The 19,734-nt window shown below is 43.6% G+C and carries 18 protein-coding genes, 1 other RNA gene and 2 pseudogenes; 12 read left to right on the top strand and 9 right to left on the bottom strand.

Annotated features, from left to right (window positions below; translation table 11 throughout):
- Positions 1–258: 258 nt before the first annotated feature.
- The 5 genes from HBA50_RS08335 (at position 259) to pepC (ending at position 6,132) form a co-directional block, all read left to right on the top strand.
- Positions 259–1,719, top strand: coding sequence for a nicotinate phosphoribosyltransferase (locus HBA50_RS08335; RefSeq protein ID WP_045498581.1), 1,461 nt, complete (start codon positions 259–261; stop codon positions 1,717–1,719).
- Positions 1,716–2,540 (top strand): NAD(+) synthase, encoded by an 825-nt coding sequence (nadE, locus tag HBA50_RS08330; protein ID WP_045498584.1) that lies wholly within the window; start codon positions 1,716–1,718, stop codon positions 2,538–2,540. Before HBA50_RS08335 ends, nadE begins: the two co-directional genes overlap by 4 nt.
- 47 nt (positions 2,541–2,587) lie before the next feature.
- Positions 2,588–3,142, top strand: coding sequence for a GNAT family N-acetyltransferase (locus HBA50_RS08325; RefSeq protein ID WP_045498586.1), 555 nt, complete (start codon positions 2,588–2,590; stop codon positions 3,140–3,142).
- 120 nt (positions 3,143–3,262) lie between these two features.
- Positions 3,263–4,657, top strand: coding sequence for an IS1182 family transposase (locus HBA50_RS08320; protein WP_045496874.1), 1,395 nt, complete (start codon positions 3,263–3,265; stop codon positions 4,655–4,657).
- A 128-nt stretch (positions 4,658–4,785) separates the two neighbouring features.
- Positions 4,786–6,132, top strand: coding sequence for an aminopeptidase C (pepC, locus tag HBA50_RS08315; RefSeq protein ID WP_045498588.1), 1,347 nt, complete (start codon positions 4,786–4,788; stop codon positions 6,130–6,132).
- Between the two features lie 81 nt (positions 6,133–6,213).
- Here the strand turns inward: pepC and pbp1a are convergent, their stop codons facing one another.
- Both pbp1a and recU read right to left on the bottom strand, forming a co-directional pair.
- The gene (gene pbp1a, locus HBA50_RS08310) at positions 6,214–8,364 is read right to left on the bottom strand and encodes a penicillin-binding protein PBP1A (RefSeq protein ID WP_045498591.1); all 2,151 of its coding nucleotides are present in this window, start codon (positions 8,362–8,364) and stop codon (positions 6,214–6,216) included.
- The gene (gene recU, locus HBA50_RS08305) at positions 8,357–8,962 is read right to left on the bottom strand and encodes a Holliday junction resolvase RecU (RefSeq protein ID WP_045498594.1); all 606 of its coding nucleotides are present in this window, start codon (positions 8,960–8,962) and stop codon (positions 8,357–8,359) included. The genes pbp1a and recU overlap by 8 nt, the downstream gene beginning before the upstream one ends.
- A gap of 67 nt (positions 8,963–9,029) precedes the next feature.
- Between recU and HBA50_RS08300 the strand changes: the two genes are divergently transcribed.
- From HBA50_RS08300 to HBA50_RS10565, 6 genes and pseudogenes are all read left to right on the top strand, one after another.
- On the top strand, positions 9,030–9,557 hold the full coding sequence (locus HBA50_RS08300) for an SLOG family protein (RefSeq protein ID WP_045498597.1): 528 nt from the start codon (positions 9,030–9,032) through the stop codon (positions 9,555–9,557).
- Between the two features lie 71 nt (positions 9,558–9,628).
- The gene (gpsB, locus tag HBA50_RS08295; RefSeq protein ID WP_045498600.1) at positions 9,629–9,973 is read left to right on the top strand and encodes a cell division regulator GpsB; all 345 of its coding nucleotides are present in this window, start codon (positions 9,629–9,631) and stop codon (positions 9,971–9,973) included.
- Between the two features lie 14 nt (positions 9,974–9,987).
- An RNA gene (gene rnpB, locus HBA50_RS08290) (RNase P RNA component class B) lies at positions 9,988–10,356 on the top strand.
- A 198-nt stretch (positions 10,357–10,554) separates the two neighbouring features.
- Positions 10,555–11,709 (top strand): THUMP domain-containing class I SAM-dependent RNA methyltransferase, encoded by a 1,155-nt coding sequence (locus tag HBA50_RS08285; RefSeq protein ID WP_045498603.1) that lies wholly within the window; start codon positions 10,555–10,557, stop codon positions 11,707–11,709.
- A 12-nt stretch (positions 11,710–11,721) separates the two neighbouring features.
- Entirely contained in the window at positions 11,722–13,185 is a 1,464-nt protein-coding gene (locus tag HBA50_RS08280) for a cell division site-positioning protein MapZ family protein (RefSeq protein ID WP_045498606.1), read from the top strand.
- Positions 13,186–13,497: 312 nt separating this feature from the next.
- Positions 13,498–13,677, top strand: a pseudogene (locus tag HBA50_RS10565) (KxYKxGKxW signal peptide domain-containing protein); the annotation flags it as partial.
- 416 nt (positions 13,678–14,093) lie between these two features.
- Here the strand turns inward: HBA50_RS10565 and HBA50_RS08270 are convergent.
- Entirely contained in the window at positions 14,094–14,486 is a 393-nt protein-coding gene (locus HBA50_RS08270) for a hypothetical protein (RefSeq protein WP_062123147.1), read from the bottom strand.
- Between the two features lie 709 nt (positions 14,487–15,195).
- On the opposite strand from HBA50_RS08270, the pseudogene HBA50_RS10560 reads away from it, so the two are divergent.
- A pseudogene (locus HBA50_RS10560) lies at positions 15,196–16,368 on the top strand (sialoglycan-binding domain-containing protein); the annotation flags it as partial.
- Between the two features lie 113 nt (positions 16,369–16,481).
- Here the strand turns inward: HBA50_RS10560 and HBA50_RS10435 are convergent.
- The 6 genes from HBA50_RS10435 to HBA50_RS10415 form a co-directional block, all read right to left on the bottom strand.
- A complete protein-coding gene (locus HBA50_RS10435) occupies positions 16,482–16,706 on the bottom strand; it encodes a hypothetical protein (RefSeq protein ID WP_062123150.1) in 225 nt (74 codons plus the stop codon).
- A gap of 93 nt (positions 16,707–16,799) precedes the next feature.
- A complete protein-coding gene (locus HBA50_RS10430; RefSeq protein ID WP_160290161.1) occupies positions 16,800–16,967 on the bottom strand; it encodes a hypothetical protein in 168 nt (55 codons plus the stop codon).
- 651 nt (positions 16,968–17,618) lie between these two features.
- Entirely contained in the window at positions 17,619–18,095 is a 477-nt protein-coding gene (locus HBA50_RS10425) for a hypothetical protein (protein WP_068981955.1), read from the bottom strand.
- 51 nt (positions 18,096–18,146) lie between these two features.
- Positions 18,147–18,599: a hypothetical protein gene (locus HBA50_RS08250; protein WP_200893259.1), complete on the bottom strand. Its 453-nt coding sequence runs from the start codon at positions 18,597–18,599 to the stop codon at positions 18,147–18,149.
- A gap of 219 nt (positions 18,600–18,818) precedes the next feature.
- Positions 18,819–19,031: a hypothetical protein gene (locus HBA50_RS10420; RefSeq protein WP_045498615.1), complete on the bottom strand. Its 213-nt coding sequence runs from the start codon at positions 19,029–19,031 to the stop codon at positions 18,819–18,821.
- 363 nt (positions 19,032–19,394) lie between these two features.
- Positions 19,395–19,703 carry a hypothetical protein gene (locus tag HBA50_RS10415; protein ID WP_235285265.1) on the bottom strand — a complete coding sequence of 103 codons (309 nt, stop codon included), beginning with the start codon at positions 19,701–19,703 and terminating at the stop codon, positions 19,395–19,397.
- Positions 19,704–19,734 lie beyond the last annotated feature (31 nt).

Here is a 19,734-nt window from a genome sequence, read left to right as displayed (position 1 = left end):
TCCTTAAGCTTTGAGGCCTATAATAAAAGCATCAAAAGAAACGAGGTGGAAAAAATGAAAGTAGCAGTTAAAGTAACCTATAAAAAAGAATTTAAACAGATGCGCCGCGTGAACAAGACTTATGGAATCTAATATTCCAAGTGAAAGATAAAAGAAGGTACCTCCAGAAGAAATTCTGGAGGTATTTTGCTATTGAATCAAGGCTTTCTTGCAATTTATGTTATAATATATAATAACTATGATAAAAGGAGTTCAATTATGTTTCCAGATGACAGTTTGACTTTACATACAGACTTATATCAAATCAATATGATGCAGGTTTATTTCAACGAGGGTATCCACAATAAGCGTGCTGTTTTTGAAGTCTATTTCCGCAAGAATCCTTTTAATAATGGCTATGCCGTTTTTGCGGGCTTAGAGAGGATTGTGGCTTATCTGAATGATTTGACATTCAGTCAGACGGATTTGGACTATTTAGCGTCCTTAGGCTATAACGGAGCTTTCTTAGAGTATTTACGTGATTTCAAGATGCAGCTGACCGTGCGTTCTGCTAAAGAAGGAGATTTGGTTTTTGCTAATGAACCGATTGTTCAGGTCGAAGGGCCGCTGGCACAATGTCAGTTGGTAGAAACTGCGATTTTAAATATCGTGAATTTCCAAACCTTGATTGCGACCAAGGCAGCTCGCATCCGCTCTGTGATCGAAGATGAGCCGTTGATGGAGTTTGGTACTCGTCGTGCTCAGGAAATGGATGCGGCGATTTGGGGTACGCGGGCAGCTGTTATCGGTGGAGCCAACGGTACCAGCAATGTTCGGGCAGGCAAGCTCTTTGATATTCCCGTTCTGGGAACGCATGCCCATGCACTTGTGCAGGTTTATGGCAATGATTACGAGGCTTTCAAGGCTTATGCAAGCACTCATCGGGACTGTGTATTCTTGGTAGACACCTACGATACCCTTCGGATCGGGGTTCCTACGGCCATTCGTGTAGCGCGTGAATTTGGGGATAAAATCAATTTCTTAGGTGTGCGGATCGACTCTGGAGACTTGGCCTATATTTCTAAAAAAGTTCGCCAGCAGTTAGATGAAGCGGGCTTCCCAAATGCTAAAATCTATGCTTCCAATGACTTGGATGAGAATACCATTCTCAACTTGAAAATGCAAAAGGCTAAGATTGACGTCTGGGGCGTAGGAACCAAGCTGATTACCGCCTACGATCAGCCAGCGCTGGGTGCCGTTTACAAAATTGTAGCGATTGAAGATGAGAATGGGCACTTGCGCAACACCATCAAGCTCTCTAACAATGCTGAAAAGGTTTCGACTCCGGGCAAGAAGCAGGTTTGGCGGATTACCAGCCGTGAAAAAGGCAAGTCCGAGGGCGACTACATCACTTATGATGGTGTGGATGTCAATCATCAGGAAGAGCTCGAAATGTTCCATCCGACTTATACTTATATCAATAAAACAGTCAAGAATTTTGCTGCGGTGCCGCTCTTGGTGGATATTTATAAAGAAGGTCAGCTTGTCTACGATTTGCCGAGCCTGTCTGAAATTCAGGACTATGCCCGCCAAGAATTTGACAAACTCTGGGACGAGTACAAACGGGTTCTCAATCCGCAAGATTATCCGGTCGATTTGGCGCGTGATATTTGGCAGGACAAAATGGACTTGATTGACCAGATGCGCAAGAAAGCCTACCAGACAGGAGCAGAAAAATGAGCCTACAAGAAGAAATCATCCGCCAACTAGGCGTCAAGCCCGTCATTGATCCAGAGGAAGAAATCCGCAAATCAGTGGACTTTCTCAAGGTCTATCTGAGAAAACATCCCTTTTTGAAAAGCTATGTTCTGGGAATTTCTGGTGGTCAGGACTCAACCTTGGCTGGCCGCTTGGCTCAGCTGGCTGTAGAGGAAATGCGGGCTGAGACAGGCGATGATGGCTATCGTTTTATCGCTGTCCGCCTGCCTTACGGTGTTCAGGCGGATGAAGATGATGCGCAAAAGGCTCTGGCCTTCATCCAGCCTGATGTCAGCCTGACAGTCAATATCAAGGAATCCGCTGATGCCATGACAGCTGCCGTAGAGGCAACAGGTGCCAAAGTCTCTGACTTTAACAAGGGCAATATCAAGGCCCGCAGCCGTATGATCGCCCAGTATGCTTTGGCTGGTTCATACAGTGGGGCTGTCATTGGGACCGATCATGCAGCCGAAAATGTCACGGCCTTTTTCACCAAGTTTGGGGATGGCGGAGCAGATATCTTACCGCTTTACCGTCTCAATAAGCGTCAAGGCAAGCAGCTTTTAGCTGCCTTAGGAGCGGATCCGGCTCTCTATGAAAAGGTGCCGACGGCTGACCTGGAAGAGGAAAAACCTGGGATTGCGGATGAAGTCGCTCTGGGCGTGACCTATAATGAAATTGACGACTATCTCGAAGGCAAGTCCGTTTCAGCCCAAGCCCAAGAAACGATAGAGTCTTGGTGGCATAAAGGCCAACACAAACGGCATTTGCCGATTACAATTTTTGATGAATTTTGGAAGTGAAAATTTCTCTCGAAACTTTTTAGTCTGAGCCAAGAAACGAGGAAGCTATGAAAAAGGTAGGTACACAGTCTATTGAAACCAAACGTCTTTTGCTAAGACCTTTTCTGGAATCGGATGCTCAAGCTATGTATGACAATTGGGCTTCTCGTCCGGATAATTTGCTGCATGTGACTTGGGATGCTCATGAGAGTCCTGATGTTACCCAACAGTCTATTGCTCTCTGGGTTGAGAATTATCAAAACTTGGATTTTTACAAGTGGGCCATCTGCCTAAAAGAAAATCCTGATTCTGTCATTGGAGACATCAGCGTGGTGGATAGAGATGACACGGTTAATGCTTGCGAGGTCGGTTATATTCTAAGTAAAGACTATTGGGGGCAGGGGCTGATGACAGAAGCTTTGAAAGCTGTTTTGAACTACCTCTTGCAAGACGCAGGATTCAATCGTGTCACAGCAAGATTTGTAACAGCCAATCCAGCTTCGGGGCGTGTTATGACTAAAGCTGGCATGAGCTACGAAGGTACTTTTCGGCAGGCTGTATTTCATAAAGGACAAGTCAAAGATTTTTCCGTCTATGGGATCCTAAAATCAGATTTAAAATAAAAAAGTTAGGCTTGCCTAACTTTCAGATTGAAGACAAAGTCCTTAGAAGACACTTTTCTAAGGGCTTTTCTTTTTGTAAAGTCGTATAATAGAGGTGAGAAGAATTGTGAGGTATTCTCTATGTTTCACAAAGAAAAACCTGATTATCATCGCTGCCAATATGGCTTCTATACGATCGACGAATTGGTCCCAGAGGATCACTTTCTTCGCCAAGTGGATTCAAAGCTTGATTTTGATTTTATCTATGACTTGGTAGAAGACACCTATAGTCCAGATAATGGTCGTCCTAGTCTCGATCCTGTCATGTTAGTCAAAATCCCTTTGATTCAATGTTTTTATGGCATTCGCTCCATGCGCCAAACCATTAAAGATATTGAAGTAAATGTAGCTTATCGTTGGTTTCTTGGACTAAGCTTGGATGACAAGGTCCCTCATTTTACCACCTATGGAAAGAATTACAGTCGTCGTTTTCAAGATAAAGAATTAATTTCAGAGATATTTTCGCGAGTGCTCCATCAAGCTTTATGTGCTGGCTTAATTGATCCTTCGGAACTATTTGTGGATGGTACTCACATCAAAGCGGCAGCTAACAGTCACAAATATCGTAAGAAAATGGTTGCCCAACAAGCTAAATTTATGAGTGAGCAATTGGAAGTTGAGATTGATTTAGATAGGAGGAAACATGAAAAAAAGTCCTTAAAGCCCGCAAAAGAAAGCGAGGCTAAAGAAAAGAAAATCTCAAGGACAGACCCAGAGAGTGGCTGGTTCCACAAGGGTCAACACAAGGAAGTATTTGCCTATTCTGCCCAGGTAGCTTGTGACAAGCATGGTTGGGCACTAGCTTATAGTGTTGAAGCAGGAAATGTACACGATAGTCAGGCTTTCCCTGCCCTTTTTTCAAAGATAGAAGCTTTCTCCCCACGCTACATTATTGCGGACTCAGGCTATAAGACCCCAGCTATTGCTCATTATTTATTAGAGCGAAACATCATCCCTGTCTTTCCCTATACCCGCCCCAAGGGTGTAAAAGGGAACTTAAGGCCCGGTGATTTTGTTTATGATGCCTTCTATGACTGTTACCTCTGCCCAGAGAACCAAGTGTTAACCTATCGCACGACGACCCGAGCAGGCTACCGTGAGTATAAGAGTGATCCAAAAGTATGTGTCGCCTGTCCCCTATCATCAGTTTGTACCCAGAGCCAGAATCAGCAGAAAGTCATCACAAGACATGTATGGAAAGATGACCTTGAATTTTGTGAAGAGATTCGCCACAAAAGAGGGATGAAGGAGCTTTATAAGAAGCGCAAGGAAACAATTGAGCGACTCTTTGGGACTGCTAAGGAATATCATAACTTGAGATACACCAGAGAGAAAGGAAAGTCCAAAATGGAAGATAAGGTTGGGCTTACTTTGGCGTGTTTGAATCTTAAAAAACTAGTAAAAATGAGGGTGGACAAGCCTTTTTATTTTGTTCAAATGACCATTATTCTATCAAAAGATGAAATATTAGCCTGACAAACAGAAAAAGACAAACACCATTTGGAATGTTTGTCTTCAATCTGAAAGTTAGGCTTGCCTAACTTTTTTACTTGCGCTCTTTTTTTAAAGTTCTATAATAGATGTATAATGACAAGGAGGATTCTATGAATTCATTAAAACAAGATTTTACAGATAAGTTATACGCTGCTTATGAGGCTAACCCCAAGTATGCGGCAATGGAAAATGCTATTAGCCACAATGGTCTATTGACTTCTTTGGAAAAACGGACTGCTGCTGTAGAAAATGCCCCTGTTTTCTCACTAGATCTCACCAAAGACAAGGTCAGTGACCAAAAAGCATCTGGCCGCTGCTGGATGTTTGCGGCTCTCAATACTTTCCGCCACAAGATGATTGCAGGTTTCCAATTGGAGGATTTTGAGTTGTCTCAGGCTCATACCTTCTTTTGGGATAAGTATGAAAAATCTAACTGGTTTTTGGAGCAGGTTTTGGCAACGGCTGACCAAGAATTGACTAGTCGCAAGGTCAAGTTTCTCCTAGATACGCCTCAGCAGGATGGCGGTCAGTGGGATATGGTCGTGGCACTTTTTGAGAAATACGGCGTCGTGCCTAAGTCAGTCTATCCAGAGTCAATTTCTTCCAGCAATAGCCGTGAGCTCAATCGGTTGCTCAATAAACTCTTGCGTCAGGATGCGCAAATCTTGCGTGAATTGGCCCTGAATGGTGCGGATGAAGCTAGTCTACAAGCTAAGAAAGAAGCTTTGCTACAGGAAATTTTCAACTTCTTAGCGATGTCGTTGGGCTTGCCACCTCGGAAGTTTGACTTTGCTTATCGGGACAAGGACGGTAATTACCATAGGGAAGCTGATTTGACTCCGCAGGCCTTTTACCAAAAATATGTCGACTTCAAGCTGGATGACTATGTGTCAATTATCAATGCGCCAACAGCGGATAAACCTTACGGCAAGTCTTACACAGTCGAGATGTTGGGCAATGTAGTCGGTAGTAAACCTGTTCGCTATTTGAATGTAGAAATGAAACGTCTTAAGGAATTAGCTATCGCTCAGATGCAGGCTGGCGAGACTGTTTGGTTTGGCTCTGATGTGGGTCAGTCCAGCAATCGCAAGGCAGGAATCATGGAAGCAGGTATGCATGATTTAACCTCTAGTATGGATATCCAGTTGACCCAAGATAAGGCAGGTCGTCTTGATTACAGCGAGAGTCTTATGACCCATGCTATGGTATTGGCTGGAGTAGACTTGGATGAAAATGGCCAAGCTAAAAAATGGAAGGTAGAAAATTCTTGGGGTGAAAAGGTTGGAGATAAGGGCTATTTTGTCGCTAGCGACGCTTGGATGGATGAGTACACTTACCAAATCGTAGTCAGAAAAGAATTCTTGACTCCAGAAGAGTTGGCAGCCTACAATGCTGAGCCAATTGTCCTAGCACCGTGGGATCCAATGGGAGCTCTTGCTAATGGCGAAATGATTTGATAGGATGAGCAATTGCAGAAAGCTATTGATTTATTTAAACATAAAAAAGATTGGATTTCTAAAATCCAATCTTTTTTATGTTTAACGATGTTCAGCTCCTTGGTTAGAACTAGTTGAGCTGCTGGTTGTTCCAGCAGAACTTGTTTGGGAACTAGAGTTGGTACTACTATGTTCTTCGCTAGATTCACTCGTACTTTGACTTGAAGATTCTGAGCTTGACTCAGAAGTAGAGCTTGAAGATGATTGGGTATAAGCGCGGCTGTAAGTAGAAGTACCATTGAGATAGAGATAGGATCCGCTACGGAAAAGTCCGCTTGGTGGTGTCCAGTCTTCATTGCTATAGCCTGTCAGATAGAGCATCATAGAGCGGTAAACATCCGTTGCCACCTTAACTCCATCGTCTAAAACAGGAGTGAGGCGGTTTGAGTAACCGGTCCAAACAGCCATAGAGTATTGTGGAGTGTAGCCAACAAATAGCTCGTCTGGTGTGACAATGCTAGAACTATAATAAGGTTTTGTCAACTTCTCTAGTTCATCATCTGCATAGTTAGAAGTACCAGTTTTACCTGCTTGATAGACCCCTGGAATTGCAGCATTAGTACCAGTTCCAGACTGAAGAACGGTCTTCATCATGTCTGTCATCATGTAGGCTGTCGTTTCTTTCATGGCTTTTGATCCGCCATTTGAAAAGACTTTTTCTGTACCGTCACTAAAGACAACCCGGTTTACATATTGTGGTTTGTAATATGTACCGCCATTAGCAAAGGCAGCGTAAGCGGCAGCCATTTTTTCGCTGCTTGCTCCGTATTGGTTACCAGATTCGCTTGTATTACTTGAAATCGCATTAGAATAATGCATCTCAGGATAGTTAATACCAAGGCCATTGAGGAACTTCAATGAATTATCTAATCCGACTGCTTCCAGCGATTTGACGGCTGGTACGTTACGGGATTCTTGGATGGCGTATTGGATAGTAATCCAGCCATAATAGCGTTTATCCCAGTTATAGACAGGAGTAGAGGTTCCAGGGAAATAGTAAGGAGCATCTTGGATTGAGGCAGCAGTGGAAGTGAAAACATTGTATTCCAAGGCTGGGGCATAATCAGTGATTGGTTTCATGGTAGAGCCCCAGTCGCGATTTGTTTCGACTGCTTGGTTGGTACCAAAAGAAACGTTGGAAGACTGATGGCGAGCACCCAGTTGGGCAATGACTTTCCCGTTGGTAACATCCATAACGGTTGATGCCACTTGCAGTTCATCATCTGGATAAGCAACATATTCTTCTGTGTTGTAAATATCCCACAATTTTTTCTGGGCTTCGGTATTAACGTTGGTATAAACTTCCATACCAGTCGTAAGGACATTGTAGCCAGTTTCTTCTTCGACTTGCTCAATAACTTCTTTTAAGTAGTTATCCATATAGGCAGGATAGCTAGCTGAATTTTTCAAGCTCTGTAAGCCGTCGGTCACTGGTGTATTGATAGCTTGTTCGTATTGTTCTGGTGAGATGTACTTGAGTTCATACATTTCAGATAATACGAGATTACGACGCTGAGTGGCAGCTTCTGGGTTTGTGTAAGGGTCATATTGGTTAGGAGCCTGAGGCATTCCTGCAAGCAGGGCAATTTGAGGAAGGGTCAAATCTTTCAAATCTTTGCCATAGTAACTTTGAGAAGCTGTTTGCATCCCGTAATTTCCATTGGACATATAGACTTTATTGACATAGTATGTCAGGATTTCTTGCTTGGTAGCCTTTCGCTCAAGTTGAGTTGCCAGCCATGCTTCTTGGATTTTCCGAGAAAGGGTAGCATCCGCTGAGGAAGTGGAGAAATAAGTCAACTTAATCAACTGCTGGGTTAAGGTAGATCCCCCTTGACGTCCGCCTCCTTTCAGGTTGCTTAGGAAGGCTCCTCCTATCCGAATGAAATCAACCCCACGGTGATTAAAGAAGCGGTGGTCCTCAATCGCAACGATAGCATCTACTAGCTGTGTAGGGATCTGGTCTGTTGACGCATTGACCCGCTTTTCAGAACCGAGGTCCGCAATCAGATTGTTATCGCTATCGTAAATCTTACTTGAAGTTGTTGCGACAAGATCCTTCTCAGAAAGGGTAGGAGACTTGGCGACATAGTATGTGAAGACAAGAACGCCACTCACAACTCCAATGATAAAGAGAGATAAGAGGACACTTGCAAGATATTTTAAGGCCTGCAAAAGGGTTTGTTTATTCATTTGTGATACCACCTAGTAGTTTTTGTTCGATAATTTCAAGGTAAGGGATGCTTGGAAATTGCTTTGTTTCGATTAAAAATCCATGTTCTTGAATGTAAGATAAAGGGAGGGATTTTCCGCCTTTATCCATCTTATAAAATGTAATCAAATAAGATGCCGGAAGTAGATAAGTCTCCCGCAAGCTAGAGAAGTGCAGTAAGACAAAGCAGATTCCTTTTTGCTGAAGGACAGCCTCCATATGTTCAATCTGGTGTAGATGGAAATTCTTCAGAGGCATGGCTGTTTTTTGCCGTGTTTCCTTGGCTTCAAAATCAATATAATGTCCCTTAAAGACACCAGAATAATCAGTCGTGGATGCCTGTCGGAAGTAGGCCTCCACAATCTTTGCACGACTGCGTTGAGGATAATCCACTTTGACAATCTGAATGGGTGTCGGCTTCTTATGAATGACAGCGAGCCCCCTACTCAAATAGTAGTTGTTGGATTCGTTGATCATCTTCTCAAAAGACATCCCACGATTGGCAAAGTTAACAGTCGTCTTTGAACCTGGATGGGCTAGTTTACTTTTTATCTTTAGCTTGTGAGGGTAGTTGACCATAAAACTCCTTATTGGTACAATAACATCACTCTATTATATCATAAAAATATTTTTTGAGGGAGAATAAATGACAAGTCTATTAATTGTAGGTTACAAGGCTTTTGAACTTGGCATTATGAATGAAAAAGACATGCGGATCAAGATCATCAAAGAGGCGGTCAGACGGGATTTGCGGCGCCTGCTGGATGAAGGATTGGAGTGGCTCATCTTTACGGGAAATCTAGGTTTTGAAACTTGGGTTTTGGAAGTTGCTCAGGAATTGAGAGAAGATTATAATTTCAAGATTGCGACAATTTTTCTTTTTGAGGATCAGGGAAAAAATTGGAACAAAGGAAATCAGGCTAAACTAGCAGATTTTAAACAAGTAGATTTTGTCAAATATGCTTATCCTAGCTACCAAAATCCGAGTCAGTTTCGTGAGTACAACCAATTTTTGCTTCAGAATACGGATGGAGCTTACCTGTTTTACGATGAGGAAAATGAAACCAATCTTAAGTATCTTTACAGGGAGATGAAGAATCAAGAACAGTATTTTATCAAAAAATTAACATTTGATGATTTGAATGAGGTTGCAGAAATTTTTTCGGAAAAGTAGGGTATAAATCTTGCTTTTTATAGGTGATTTCGTATATAATTGGATATGATAAACTAGATTGGAGTGAGAGCATGGCGAGTATTATTTATACAGCAAAAGATATTTTTGATCAAGACTTTAAGCGTGAAGTGCGAGGATATAGCAAGGCTGAAGTGGATGAATTTTTAGATGATGTAATCAAGGATTATGAAACTTATGCCGCTTTGGTAAAGGAGTTACGTGAGGAGATTGCCCTTCTTAAGGAACAAGTATATAATCAAGAAACTGCTACTCCTTCGACGCATAGTCAGCCAGCTCAACCAACAATTGAGATGCCACAGATGGGAACAGCGACTAACTTCGATATTTTGAAACGCTTAAGCCGTTTGGAAAAGGAAGTTTTTGGCAAACAAATTCTGGACAGCGAAGAGCAATAATGTTGCAGAGTGCAATTTTTGGATAATCGCGTGAAGATTTAATATTTTCATGAGGAAAGTCCATGCTAGCACCGGCTGTGATGCTGGTAGTGTTTGTGCTAGGCGAAACAATAAGCCTAGGGACGGAGTAATCCGTTACGGCGACTGAAAAGGCTAAGTCTTTTAGATAGGCCTGAATAGGTCTGAAAGTGCCACAGTGACGTAGTTCTTCTGGAAACAGAAGAAGTGGAACGCGGTAAACCCCTCAAGCTAGCAACCCAAACTTTGGTCGGGGCACGGAATGCGTGGAAACGAACATAGCATTCTGACTGGAAACAGTAGACAGATGATTATCGAAGGAGATGGTACCTAGTCATTTCTGGAACAAAACATGGCTTATAGAAAATTGCACATAGGTTAGCTAGCGTATGCTAGCTTTTTGATTAAGATATAGAGCCCCTTAGACAGAAGATTGCTGTAAGGGACAAAGTAGGAAAGCAAGGTTTTTCTCAAAAAGAGGAGCCAAGCAAGAACATTCTGATTTCTAGCTGATGCCAGTTTTTAACGGTGTGGCTCAGCGGATAGTGATAGAGTAAGAAAGAATGAAAGAAAAATTTAATTTAATTGCTACTGCAGCAGCAGGTCTGGAAGCTGTGGTCGGCCGTGAGATTCGGGATTTGGGTATAGACTGTCAGGTTGAAAATGGCCGTGTTCGCTTTAGTGGCGACATGGCTACCATCATTCAAACCAATCTCTGGCTGCGCTCAGCAGATCGGATTAAGATTGTTGTGGGAACATTTCCAGCTAAAACATTTGAAGAGCTTTTTCAAGGTGTCTTTGCCTTGGATTGGGAAAATTATCTACCCTTAGGTGCCAAATTTCCCATTTCTAAAGCCAAATGCGTCAAGTCAAAACTGCATAATGAGCCTAGTGTTCAAGCTATTTCAAAAAAAGCAGTTGTAAAAAAACTGCAAAAGCATTATGCTCGTCCAGAAGGTGTCCCCTTGCAGGAAAATGGAGCAGAGTTTAAGATTGAAGTTTCCATTTTGAAAGATTTGGTGACAGTCATGATTGATACCAGTGGCTCTAGCTTGTTCAAACGTGGCTATCGGACAGAAAAAGGCGGAGCACCAATCAAGGAAAATATGGCAGCTGCGATTTTACTTTTGTCAAACTGGTACCCAGATAAACCCTTGATTGACCCGACTTGCGGATCAGGAACCTTCTGTATCGAAGCGGCCATGATTGGAATGAAGATGGCCCCAGGTTTACACCGTTCCTTTGCTTTTGAAGACTGGAATTGGGTAGACAAGGACTTGGTACGTCGACTTCGGGCAGAAGCCCTAGCTCAGATTGACCAAGATATTCAGCTGGATATTTCAGGTTCCGATTTGGATGCTCGTCTGGTAGAGATTGCTAAGAAAAATGCAGAAGAAGCGGGTGTTGCTGACCAGATTCACTTTAAGCAAATGCGTCTGCAAGACCTTCATACGGACAAGATCAATGGCGTCATTATTTCCAATCCGCCTTATGGTGAGCGTTTGTTAGACGATGATGCAGTAACCAAGCTTTATCAAGAAATGGGAGAAACCTTTGCTCCCTTGAAGACATGGAGTAAATTTATCTTGACCAGTGATGAGGCCTTTGAAGCCAAATATGGCAGTCAGGCGGATAAAAAGCGAAAACTTTACAATGGTACTTTAAAAGTTGATTTATATCAATATTTTGGCCAAAGGGTCAAAAGACAACTAGATTAGAAAGGAAATGCTGTGAGCAAAGAAGAAAAGATGCCAACAGAGCAAGAATCAAAAGAAACCGTTCTCGACTTAGAAGATGCGAAAGAGATGACAGTTGGTCAGGCTGCTCGGAAAAACGAGGAAGTCGAAGCTGGTGTGACTGAAGGAGACAATATCCTTGATAAGTACATCAAGCAACACCGAGATGAAATCGAGGCTGGAAAATTTGAAACCCAAAAGCTGAGAATCATGGAAGAGCTGGCACAACAAAAAGAAGCTTTGATACAAGAGACTATCAAACAGCTTAAGAGTCAGTCTCAGGCGAAGGAAAATACTGCCAATGTGGTATCACCTTCGGCGCAGCCAGTGAAAGCAGAAGCTGCAAACTCGGCAAATGTAGAGGCTACAAAGGCCGCACAACCAGCGCTAACAGTTGCAGCTGAAGCACCAATCATCCCGGCAACAAAGCCGGTATCAAATCCAGTTCCGACAGTGTTTGAAGATGAGGACGAGCCTGAGACAAAACCTTTCTACAAGAAGAAAGGCTTCCTATACTCGGCCTTAGGTCTTGTAGCGCTTGCCGCTGGAACGACTTGGTATTTTCATCAAGGGTGGGGGAGCCACAAGTCGACAACTGGTTCCAGTTCGACAGTTTCTTCTAGCAAAAAGAAATCTACAAGCTCTAGCGAAGCTAAGAAAGAGGCTGCTAAAGAATTTGAAGACCTTTATGCTAGCTTCTTTACGGATAGTAGTCAGACAGCCATCAAAAATGACAAGTTTGGCGATTTGGATAAGCTGAAAACTAAGTTAGATGTCTTAACTGGCAGCTCAGAATATACGGCTGCTAAGAAGAAATATGATGACCTTGTCAAGCAAATTTCTGCTATCCAAAGTGTCAATTCACAATTCAACACAGGTGTTATCGTTGATGGTCTATTGAAGACGGATGCCCAAGTGAAAGGAAACGCTAATCTTCCAGATGTATCGACAGGTAATAGCAAGTTGGACGAGGTCTTGAAGGCGGCTATTGCTCAAGGACGCAGTCAGCAGCTACCAGCACCGGCGCCTAGTCCAACAGTGGAACCGTCAGCGCCTTCTACAGCACCAGTCGCACCATCAACGCCGCCAGCTGTAAATCCAGCGCCTAGTGATCCTAGTGGCATTAGAAATGCAGAAACTGGTATCGGATTGCCAAGTGCAGGAGTTAACCTCCAGCGCCACCTTAGCCGTGTGCCTTACAATCAAGCAGCGATTGATGATGTGAACAATCCTGCTTGGACTTTTAATCCAGGTGTCTTGGAAACGATCCTCAAGGTGTCTCGCGAGCGCGGCTACATCACAGGAGACCAGTTTATCCTTGAAAAAGTTAACATTGTCAAGGGAAATGGCTACTACAATCTCTATAAACCAGACGGTACATACCTATTTAGTATGAACTGTAAAACAGGCTACTTTGTAGGAAATGGAGCTGGGTATGCAGAAGATTTGGATTATTAATCATCTTTCTCACTAATCCATTCAAAATATGATAAAGAAAAAGTTAGACGGATCTGAGCCAAGTATCTCGGGTCAGCCGTCTAGCTTTTTTTGTATAAATAGTTACTTATTGTTAATCCCTATAATAACCTATAATTTAAATCTCTAGGTTAATATGGATATCTCAAAATAGCTTGATTTATCAAGCTTATTGTCAATAAATAAAGATTTCAATAGATTGAATTCTTGTCTTATTTTTGTTAAAATACTATCTGGAGCATTAGGACACCTAGAATAAAAATGTAAAAAAGTGTGTATTTTTGCTTATAAACTATGGTATGCAATAAGCCAGCTTCTTTGCTAATGGTCATGAGATTAACAAAAACTGGCATGTTGGAAAAGGAAAGGAAAAGGATGTTTCGAAGTAAGAAATATAACAAAGATTTCGAGATTATTGACGAAAAGAAGCGATATAAGCTCTATAAGTCTGGGAAAAATTGGGTAAAAGCTTCAAATTCTCAACTCGATCTTTTTCGTATTGGTGGAATGGGAGAAGTTGTCTCAAGCAGCTTGTCAGATACAGAAGAGCTTGATCACGACCATCTGAGCCTCAATACTCTTGCAGGTCTGGGAGGGATATTAGCCGCTGGGGCAGCGGGGCTAATGGTGACTCAGGAGCAGTCTGTATATGCAGATGAAACATCTGAATATACTGATAAAGCAGTTATCTCAGCTGAAGTCAAGGACAATGAGGAAGCGACAGAAGCAAGTACTAATTCGATTATTGCACAAGCGCAAGCAGAAATGCGAAAAGCAAAAGCAGAACAAGCTTCTGAGTTGGCCTCTGTTTCAGTTGCTCAGTCAGCCAGCGCTTCTGTCTCTACAAGTGAGTCAGTCTCTCTTAGCATCTCGACTAGCCAGTCTGTTAGTCAATCGCTCAGCCAATCAGTTTCGGCTAGTAGTTCAGTTTCTGTCAGCCAGTCTGTATCTGCTAGCAGTTCGGTCTTGACTGGCAAATCAGCGAGTACTGAGCCTGCTACAAAGGTATCAGAAAGCAAAGCGCCAGCTAAGCTAGAAAGTGCTAACACTACAACTTCTCTAGAACAGGATAAAGTGCTAACTAGCGCATCAGTAGCTGATGCTTCTGTCTCAGCTTCTAATTCTGTTTCACTGGATATCAGAGTCAATGTTGCTGATAGCTTTGTCTCATCTGCTGCCGGACAAAGTGTAGCTAGTGCTACTTTGAGCAATAGCCAAGCCCTAGCAACCAGCAACAACTTAGCCGCTGGTGTGGTAGCTGATAAGAACCAAGCCCAAGGCAAGGATGAGCTTAAGCAAGCTGAGAAGAGTCAAACGGTAGATAAGACTGTAGCAACTTCACCAAAAGAGTCTGGTCGGTCAGGCTTCCGTAGTGCGGGCTACTCAGGATTCAGAGCTGTCAATAAAAATATTAGGGTTAATGTCAGTCAATCAACAAGTGGATCGAATGTTTCTGTAGTGTCAAGTTTGTCTATTGAACAGAGTGGATCGACGACAGCAATTGACCAGCAACCTTCTACTTCAAAAGAAGCAAAGAACCTTGAAATTGACTCAGCTGAATTAAAAATAACTGAAATTACTGGTAAGAATAGTGTTAGTGGAGTTCAATCAACTTCTGTCACAACTAGCTTAATTGAAGCTGCTGCGGTTGCATTAGCATCTTCAGAAGTCACTGCTAAACAACAAGAAGAAAACCGTAGGAAGTTGACCAATCTTTCAGCTGAAATAGGTGACTATCTAGCAAAAGCGGTTGATTTACCAAATACGGATTCAGCTCTTGCTAAGGCCAATGCTGCAGTAACAGAAATTGAAAAAGCCCTGACTGATCCAACTAGTGATTTAACAACAGTATTGCAAAAAGCTACTTCAGCGCGTAATTCGATTGTCAATGCTGTGTTGGCGGCTAATTCTGGTGTGCGTGATCCACGAAATGGGACAGAAATTGCTAGAGGGGCACACTCACGTGCAGCCTCTAATCCGCCTACGATTTCTATGCCATCTACTATCACAATTTATAATGATGAAGCAATCAATAATTTTCAGATAAGACTGAATGATGATCAAGGGATGGCTAAAATCACGGCCTCCCCATCCAATGCTATTATTACAGGTTTAAAAGCACCGAACTATCCAACTAACAAGAAAGGGGAATTTGGAGATCTATATATCTATGATCAAAGGGGGAATAAAACAGGTGGTCAAAGAACATACACTATTAACATAATAGGGACGGTGGGTCGTGAAAACGGGACTTGGAAACCCTATAAGCCTGGTACCTATGTTCTGGAGTACACAGTAACAGATATTCATGGCTTGACTGCTACAGCACGTACGAATTTCCATATCAAAGGCTTCAACGAACGCCACAACCCAGTTAGTGGGGATACTGTTATTGTTAAGAATCCCTCTTCTTTGACTGTAAGTGAACGCGATCAAGTACTTGAAAAATTTAAAGAAAAAAACCAGTCGCTTTTATCTGGTAGTGATTTTACGAAAGATGGTGTAACCGGAACGATTTCGGTAGCTGAAAATGGGAATATTACCATTACCTACCGTGATAATACTACAACTGTTATCCCAGCTAATGTGGATGCTGTTCCAGTTCCAAGTGCGACGGTGACTCGTAACGGTCAAACTCTAACACCTGTAAACGGCAACTATATTGTGTACGCAGGAGATGATATTCAAATTAATTTCACTGCTACAGATAATAGCGGGCAATTATCAGAATTTAAGATCGTTTCAAATGCAGATGCAAATGGTTCGCCAATTAAAAATAATTTCTTTGAAGATAATAAATATGGGACGGGGACTGTAGAGCATTTAACGGGGAATATCACAGCGACTACTGCTAGTCCAGCCCGTATTACTGTAAGAGCTCATTTGAATGATAATCTAGAGTATGATAAAAATGGTAGAAATAGTTGGCAACGCAATGCAGTAGCAACGGATAAGGCTGGTAATAGTAATAGTGCAGGAAATGATTCACCGGGCAATGTCCGTATTGTGCAAGGTAGGCTGACAGATATTATGGAAGGGGTAGCACCGACTGAAACCTTCCAGGTAGAGAGTGTTTCTCAATTAAAACCTCAAGAAAAAACTCGTATATTGGCGGCTGTTGAGAAACTAAACAATAAGCAGGAAAAACGTATTGATTCCTTTACTATTAGTAACAATGGAACAGTTACCATTATCTATAAAGATAAGACTACGGATACGTTCACTGTAAAACTTTCTGATAGTGAGTATAAGAGTAGCAGTGCTTCAACTAGTCTAAGTCAAAGACAGTCAACCAGTGCATCAGCGAGTGCATCGGTAAGCGCCAGCACTTCAGCGAGCGCATCTGCCTCAACGAGAGCATCCGTTTCTGCAAGAATGTCAGCAAGTGCGTCTGCCTCAACCAGTGCCTCAGTAAGTGCTAGTACATCAGCGAGTGCGTCGGCTTCAACGAGCGCCAGCCGTTCAGTTTCTGCTAGCCAGAGCTTGTCTACTTCCTTGCGCAATAGCCAATCGGCATCGATGAGCGCCAGCCGCTCGGTTTCAGCGAGAAATAGTGTTTCGGCCTCAGTAAGCGGTAGTCAGTCTGTCTCAGCGAGTCAGAGCGCTGCTTCATTGAGCGCCAGCCGTTCAGTTTCTGCTAGCCAGAGCTTGTCTACTTCCTTGCGCAATAGCCAATCGGTATCGATGAGCGTCAGTCGTTCGGTTTCAGCGAGCAATAGTATTTCTGGATCGGTTAGCGGTAGCCAGTCAGTCTCATTGAGCAAAAGTGCTTCAGCATCAGTAAGCCTGAGCCAGTCTGTCTCAGTAAGTGAGTCTGCTTCAGCTTCGTTGAGCTTGAGTCAGTCAGTCTCACTAAGTAATAGTGCCTCGGCTTCGTTGAGCTTGAGCCAGTCAATTTCATTGAGTAATAGTGCCTCAGCATCATTGAGCTTGAGTCAGTCAGTTTCATTAAGTAAGAGCGCCTCCGCTTCATTGAGTGGTAGCCAGTCAGTCTCACTAAGCAAGAGTGTCTCAGCATCATTGAGCTTGAGCCAATCAGTTTCAACAAGTGCAAGTGCCTCAGCTTCGTTGAGTGGTAGTCAATCTGCCTCATTGAGCAATAGTGCTTCAGCTTCGTTGAGCTTGAGTCAATCAGTTTCAACAAGTGCAAGTGCTTCAGCTTCGTTGAGCTTGAGTCAATCAGTTTCAACAAGTGCAAGTGCTTCAGCTTCGTTGAGCTTGAGTCAATCCGTTTCATTAAGTAAGAGCGCTTCAGCATCAGTAAGTCTGAGCCAGTCTGTCTCAGCAAGCGCAAGTACTTCAGCATCAGTAAGTCTGAGCCAGTCAGTTTCAACAAGCGAGTCTGCTTCAGCCTCATTGAGCTTGAGTCAGTCAGTCTCAACAAGTGCAAGTGCTTCAGCATCAGTAAACTTGAGTCAATCTGTTTCAACAAGTGCAAGTGCTTCAGCGTCATTGAGCTTGAGCCAGTCAGTTTCAACAAGTGAATCTGCTTCAACTTCATTGAGAACCAGCCAGTCTGTCTCAGTAAGTGCCAGTGCTTCAGCGTCATTGAGCTTGAGCCAATCAGTTTCAGCAAGTGCAAGTGCCTCAGCTTCATTGAACGCAAGCCAGTCAGTTTCAGCAAGTGAATCAGCTTCAACGTCATTGAGCACCAGCCAGTCTGTCTCAGCAAGTGCCAGTGCTTCAGCGTCATTGAGCGCAAGCCAGTCTGTCTCAGTAAGCACAAGTGCCTCAGCTTCGTTGAGCTTGAGCCAGTCTGTCTCAGTAAGCACAAGTGCCTCAGCTTCGTTGAGCTTGAGCCAGTCTGTCTCAGCAAGTGCCAGTGCTTCAGCATCAGTAAGCCTGAGCCAGTCAGTTTCAGCAAGTGCAAGTGCCTCGACCTCATTGAGCACCAGCCAGTCTGTCTCAGTAAGTGCAAGTGCTTCAGCATCAGTAAGCTTGAGTCAATCAGTTTCAACAAGCGAGTCAGCTTCAGCATCATTGAGCCTGAGCCAATCAGTTTCAGCAAGCGAATCAGCTTCAGCGTCATTGAGCGCAAGCCAGTCCGTTTCAACAAGCGAGTCTGCTTCAGCGTCATTGAGCTTGAGCCAGTCTGTCTCAGCAAGTGCAAGTGCCTCAGCTTCATTGAGCGCAAGCCAGTCTGTCTCAGCAAGCACAAGCACTTCAGCATCAGTAAGCTTGAGCCAGTCAGTTTCAACAAGCGAGTCAGCTTCAACTTCATTGAGTGGTAGCCAGTCAGTTTCAACAAGTGAATCAGCTTCAAGCTCATTGAGCACCAGCCAGTCTGTCTCAGCAAGTGCAAGTGCCTCAGCCTCATTGAGCTTGAGCCAATCCGTTTCAGCAAGTGCCAGTGCTTCAGCGTCAGTAAGCCTGAGCCAGTCAGTTTCAACAAGCACAAGCGCCTCAGCCTCATTGAGCTTGAGCCAGTCAGTCTCAGCAAGTGCAAGTGCTTCAGCGTCAGTAAGCTTGAGCCAGTCTGTTTCAGCAAGCGCGAGTGCCTCAGCATCGTTGAGCTTGAGTCAATCAGTTTCAGCAAGTGAATCAGCTTCAACTTCATTGAGCACCAGCCAGTCAGTCTCAGTAAGTGCCAGTGCCTCAGCATCGTTGAGCACGAGTCAGTCTGTATCAGCAAGTGAATCAGCTTCAGCGTCAGTAAGCTTGAGCCAGTCTGTATCAACAAGTGAATCAGCTTCAACCTCAATGAGCGCAAGCCAGTCTGTCTCAGTAAGCACAAGTGCCTCAGCGTCAATGAGCTTGAGCCAGTCAGTCTCAGCAAGTGCAAGTGCCTCAACCTCAATGAGCGCAAGCCAGTCAGTCTCAGTAAGCACAAGTGCCTCAGCGTCAATGAGCTTGAGCCAGTCAGTCTCAGCAAGTGCAAGTGCCTCAACCTCAATGAGCGCAAGTCAGTCTGTCTCAGTAAGCACAAGTGCCTCAGCATCATTGAGCTTGAGTCAGTCTGTCTCAGTAAGTGCAAGCACTTCAGCATCAGTAAGCCTAAGCCAGTCAGTTTCAACAAGCGAGTCAGCTTCAACCTCATTGAGCACCAGCCAGTCTGTCTCAGCAAGCACAAGCACTTCAGCATCAGTAAGCCTGAGCGAGTCAGTTTCAACAAGTGAATCAGCTTCAACCTCAATGAGCGCAAGCCAGTCTGTTTCAGCAAGCGAGTCTGCTTCAGCATCAGTAAGCTTGAGTCAATCAGTTTCAACAAGTGCAAGTGCTTCAGCGTCATTGAGCTTGAGCCAGTCAGTTTCAACAAGTGAATCTGTTTCAAGCTCATTGAGCACCAGCCAGTCAGTCTCAGTAAGTGCAAGTGCTTCAGCCTCATTAAGCGCAAGCCAGTCAGTCTCAACAAGTGAATCTGCTTCAGCGTCATTGAGCGCAAGCCAGTCAGTCTCAACAAGTGAATCTGCTTCAACCTCATTGAGCTTGAGCCAGTCAGTTTCAGCAAGTGAATCTGTTTCAAGCTCATTGAGCACCAGCCAGTCAGTTTCAGCAAGCACAAGCACTTCAGCATCATTGAGCCTGAGCCAA

It is taken from the genome of Streptococcus cristatus ATCC 51100 (assembly GCF_011612585.1).
Classification (GTDB): domain Bacteria; phylum Bacillota; class Bacilli; order Lactobacillales; family Streptococcaceae; genus Streptococcus; species Streptococcus cristatus_H.
The sequence above is the reverse complement of the archived record's forward strand: the minus strand, read 5'-3'. Positions and strand labels throughout refer to the sequence as shown.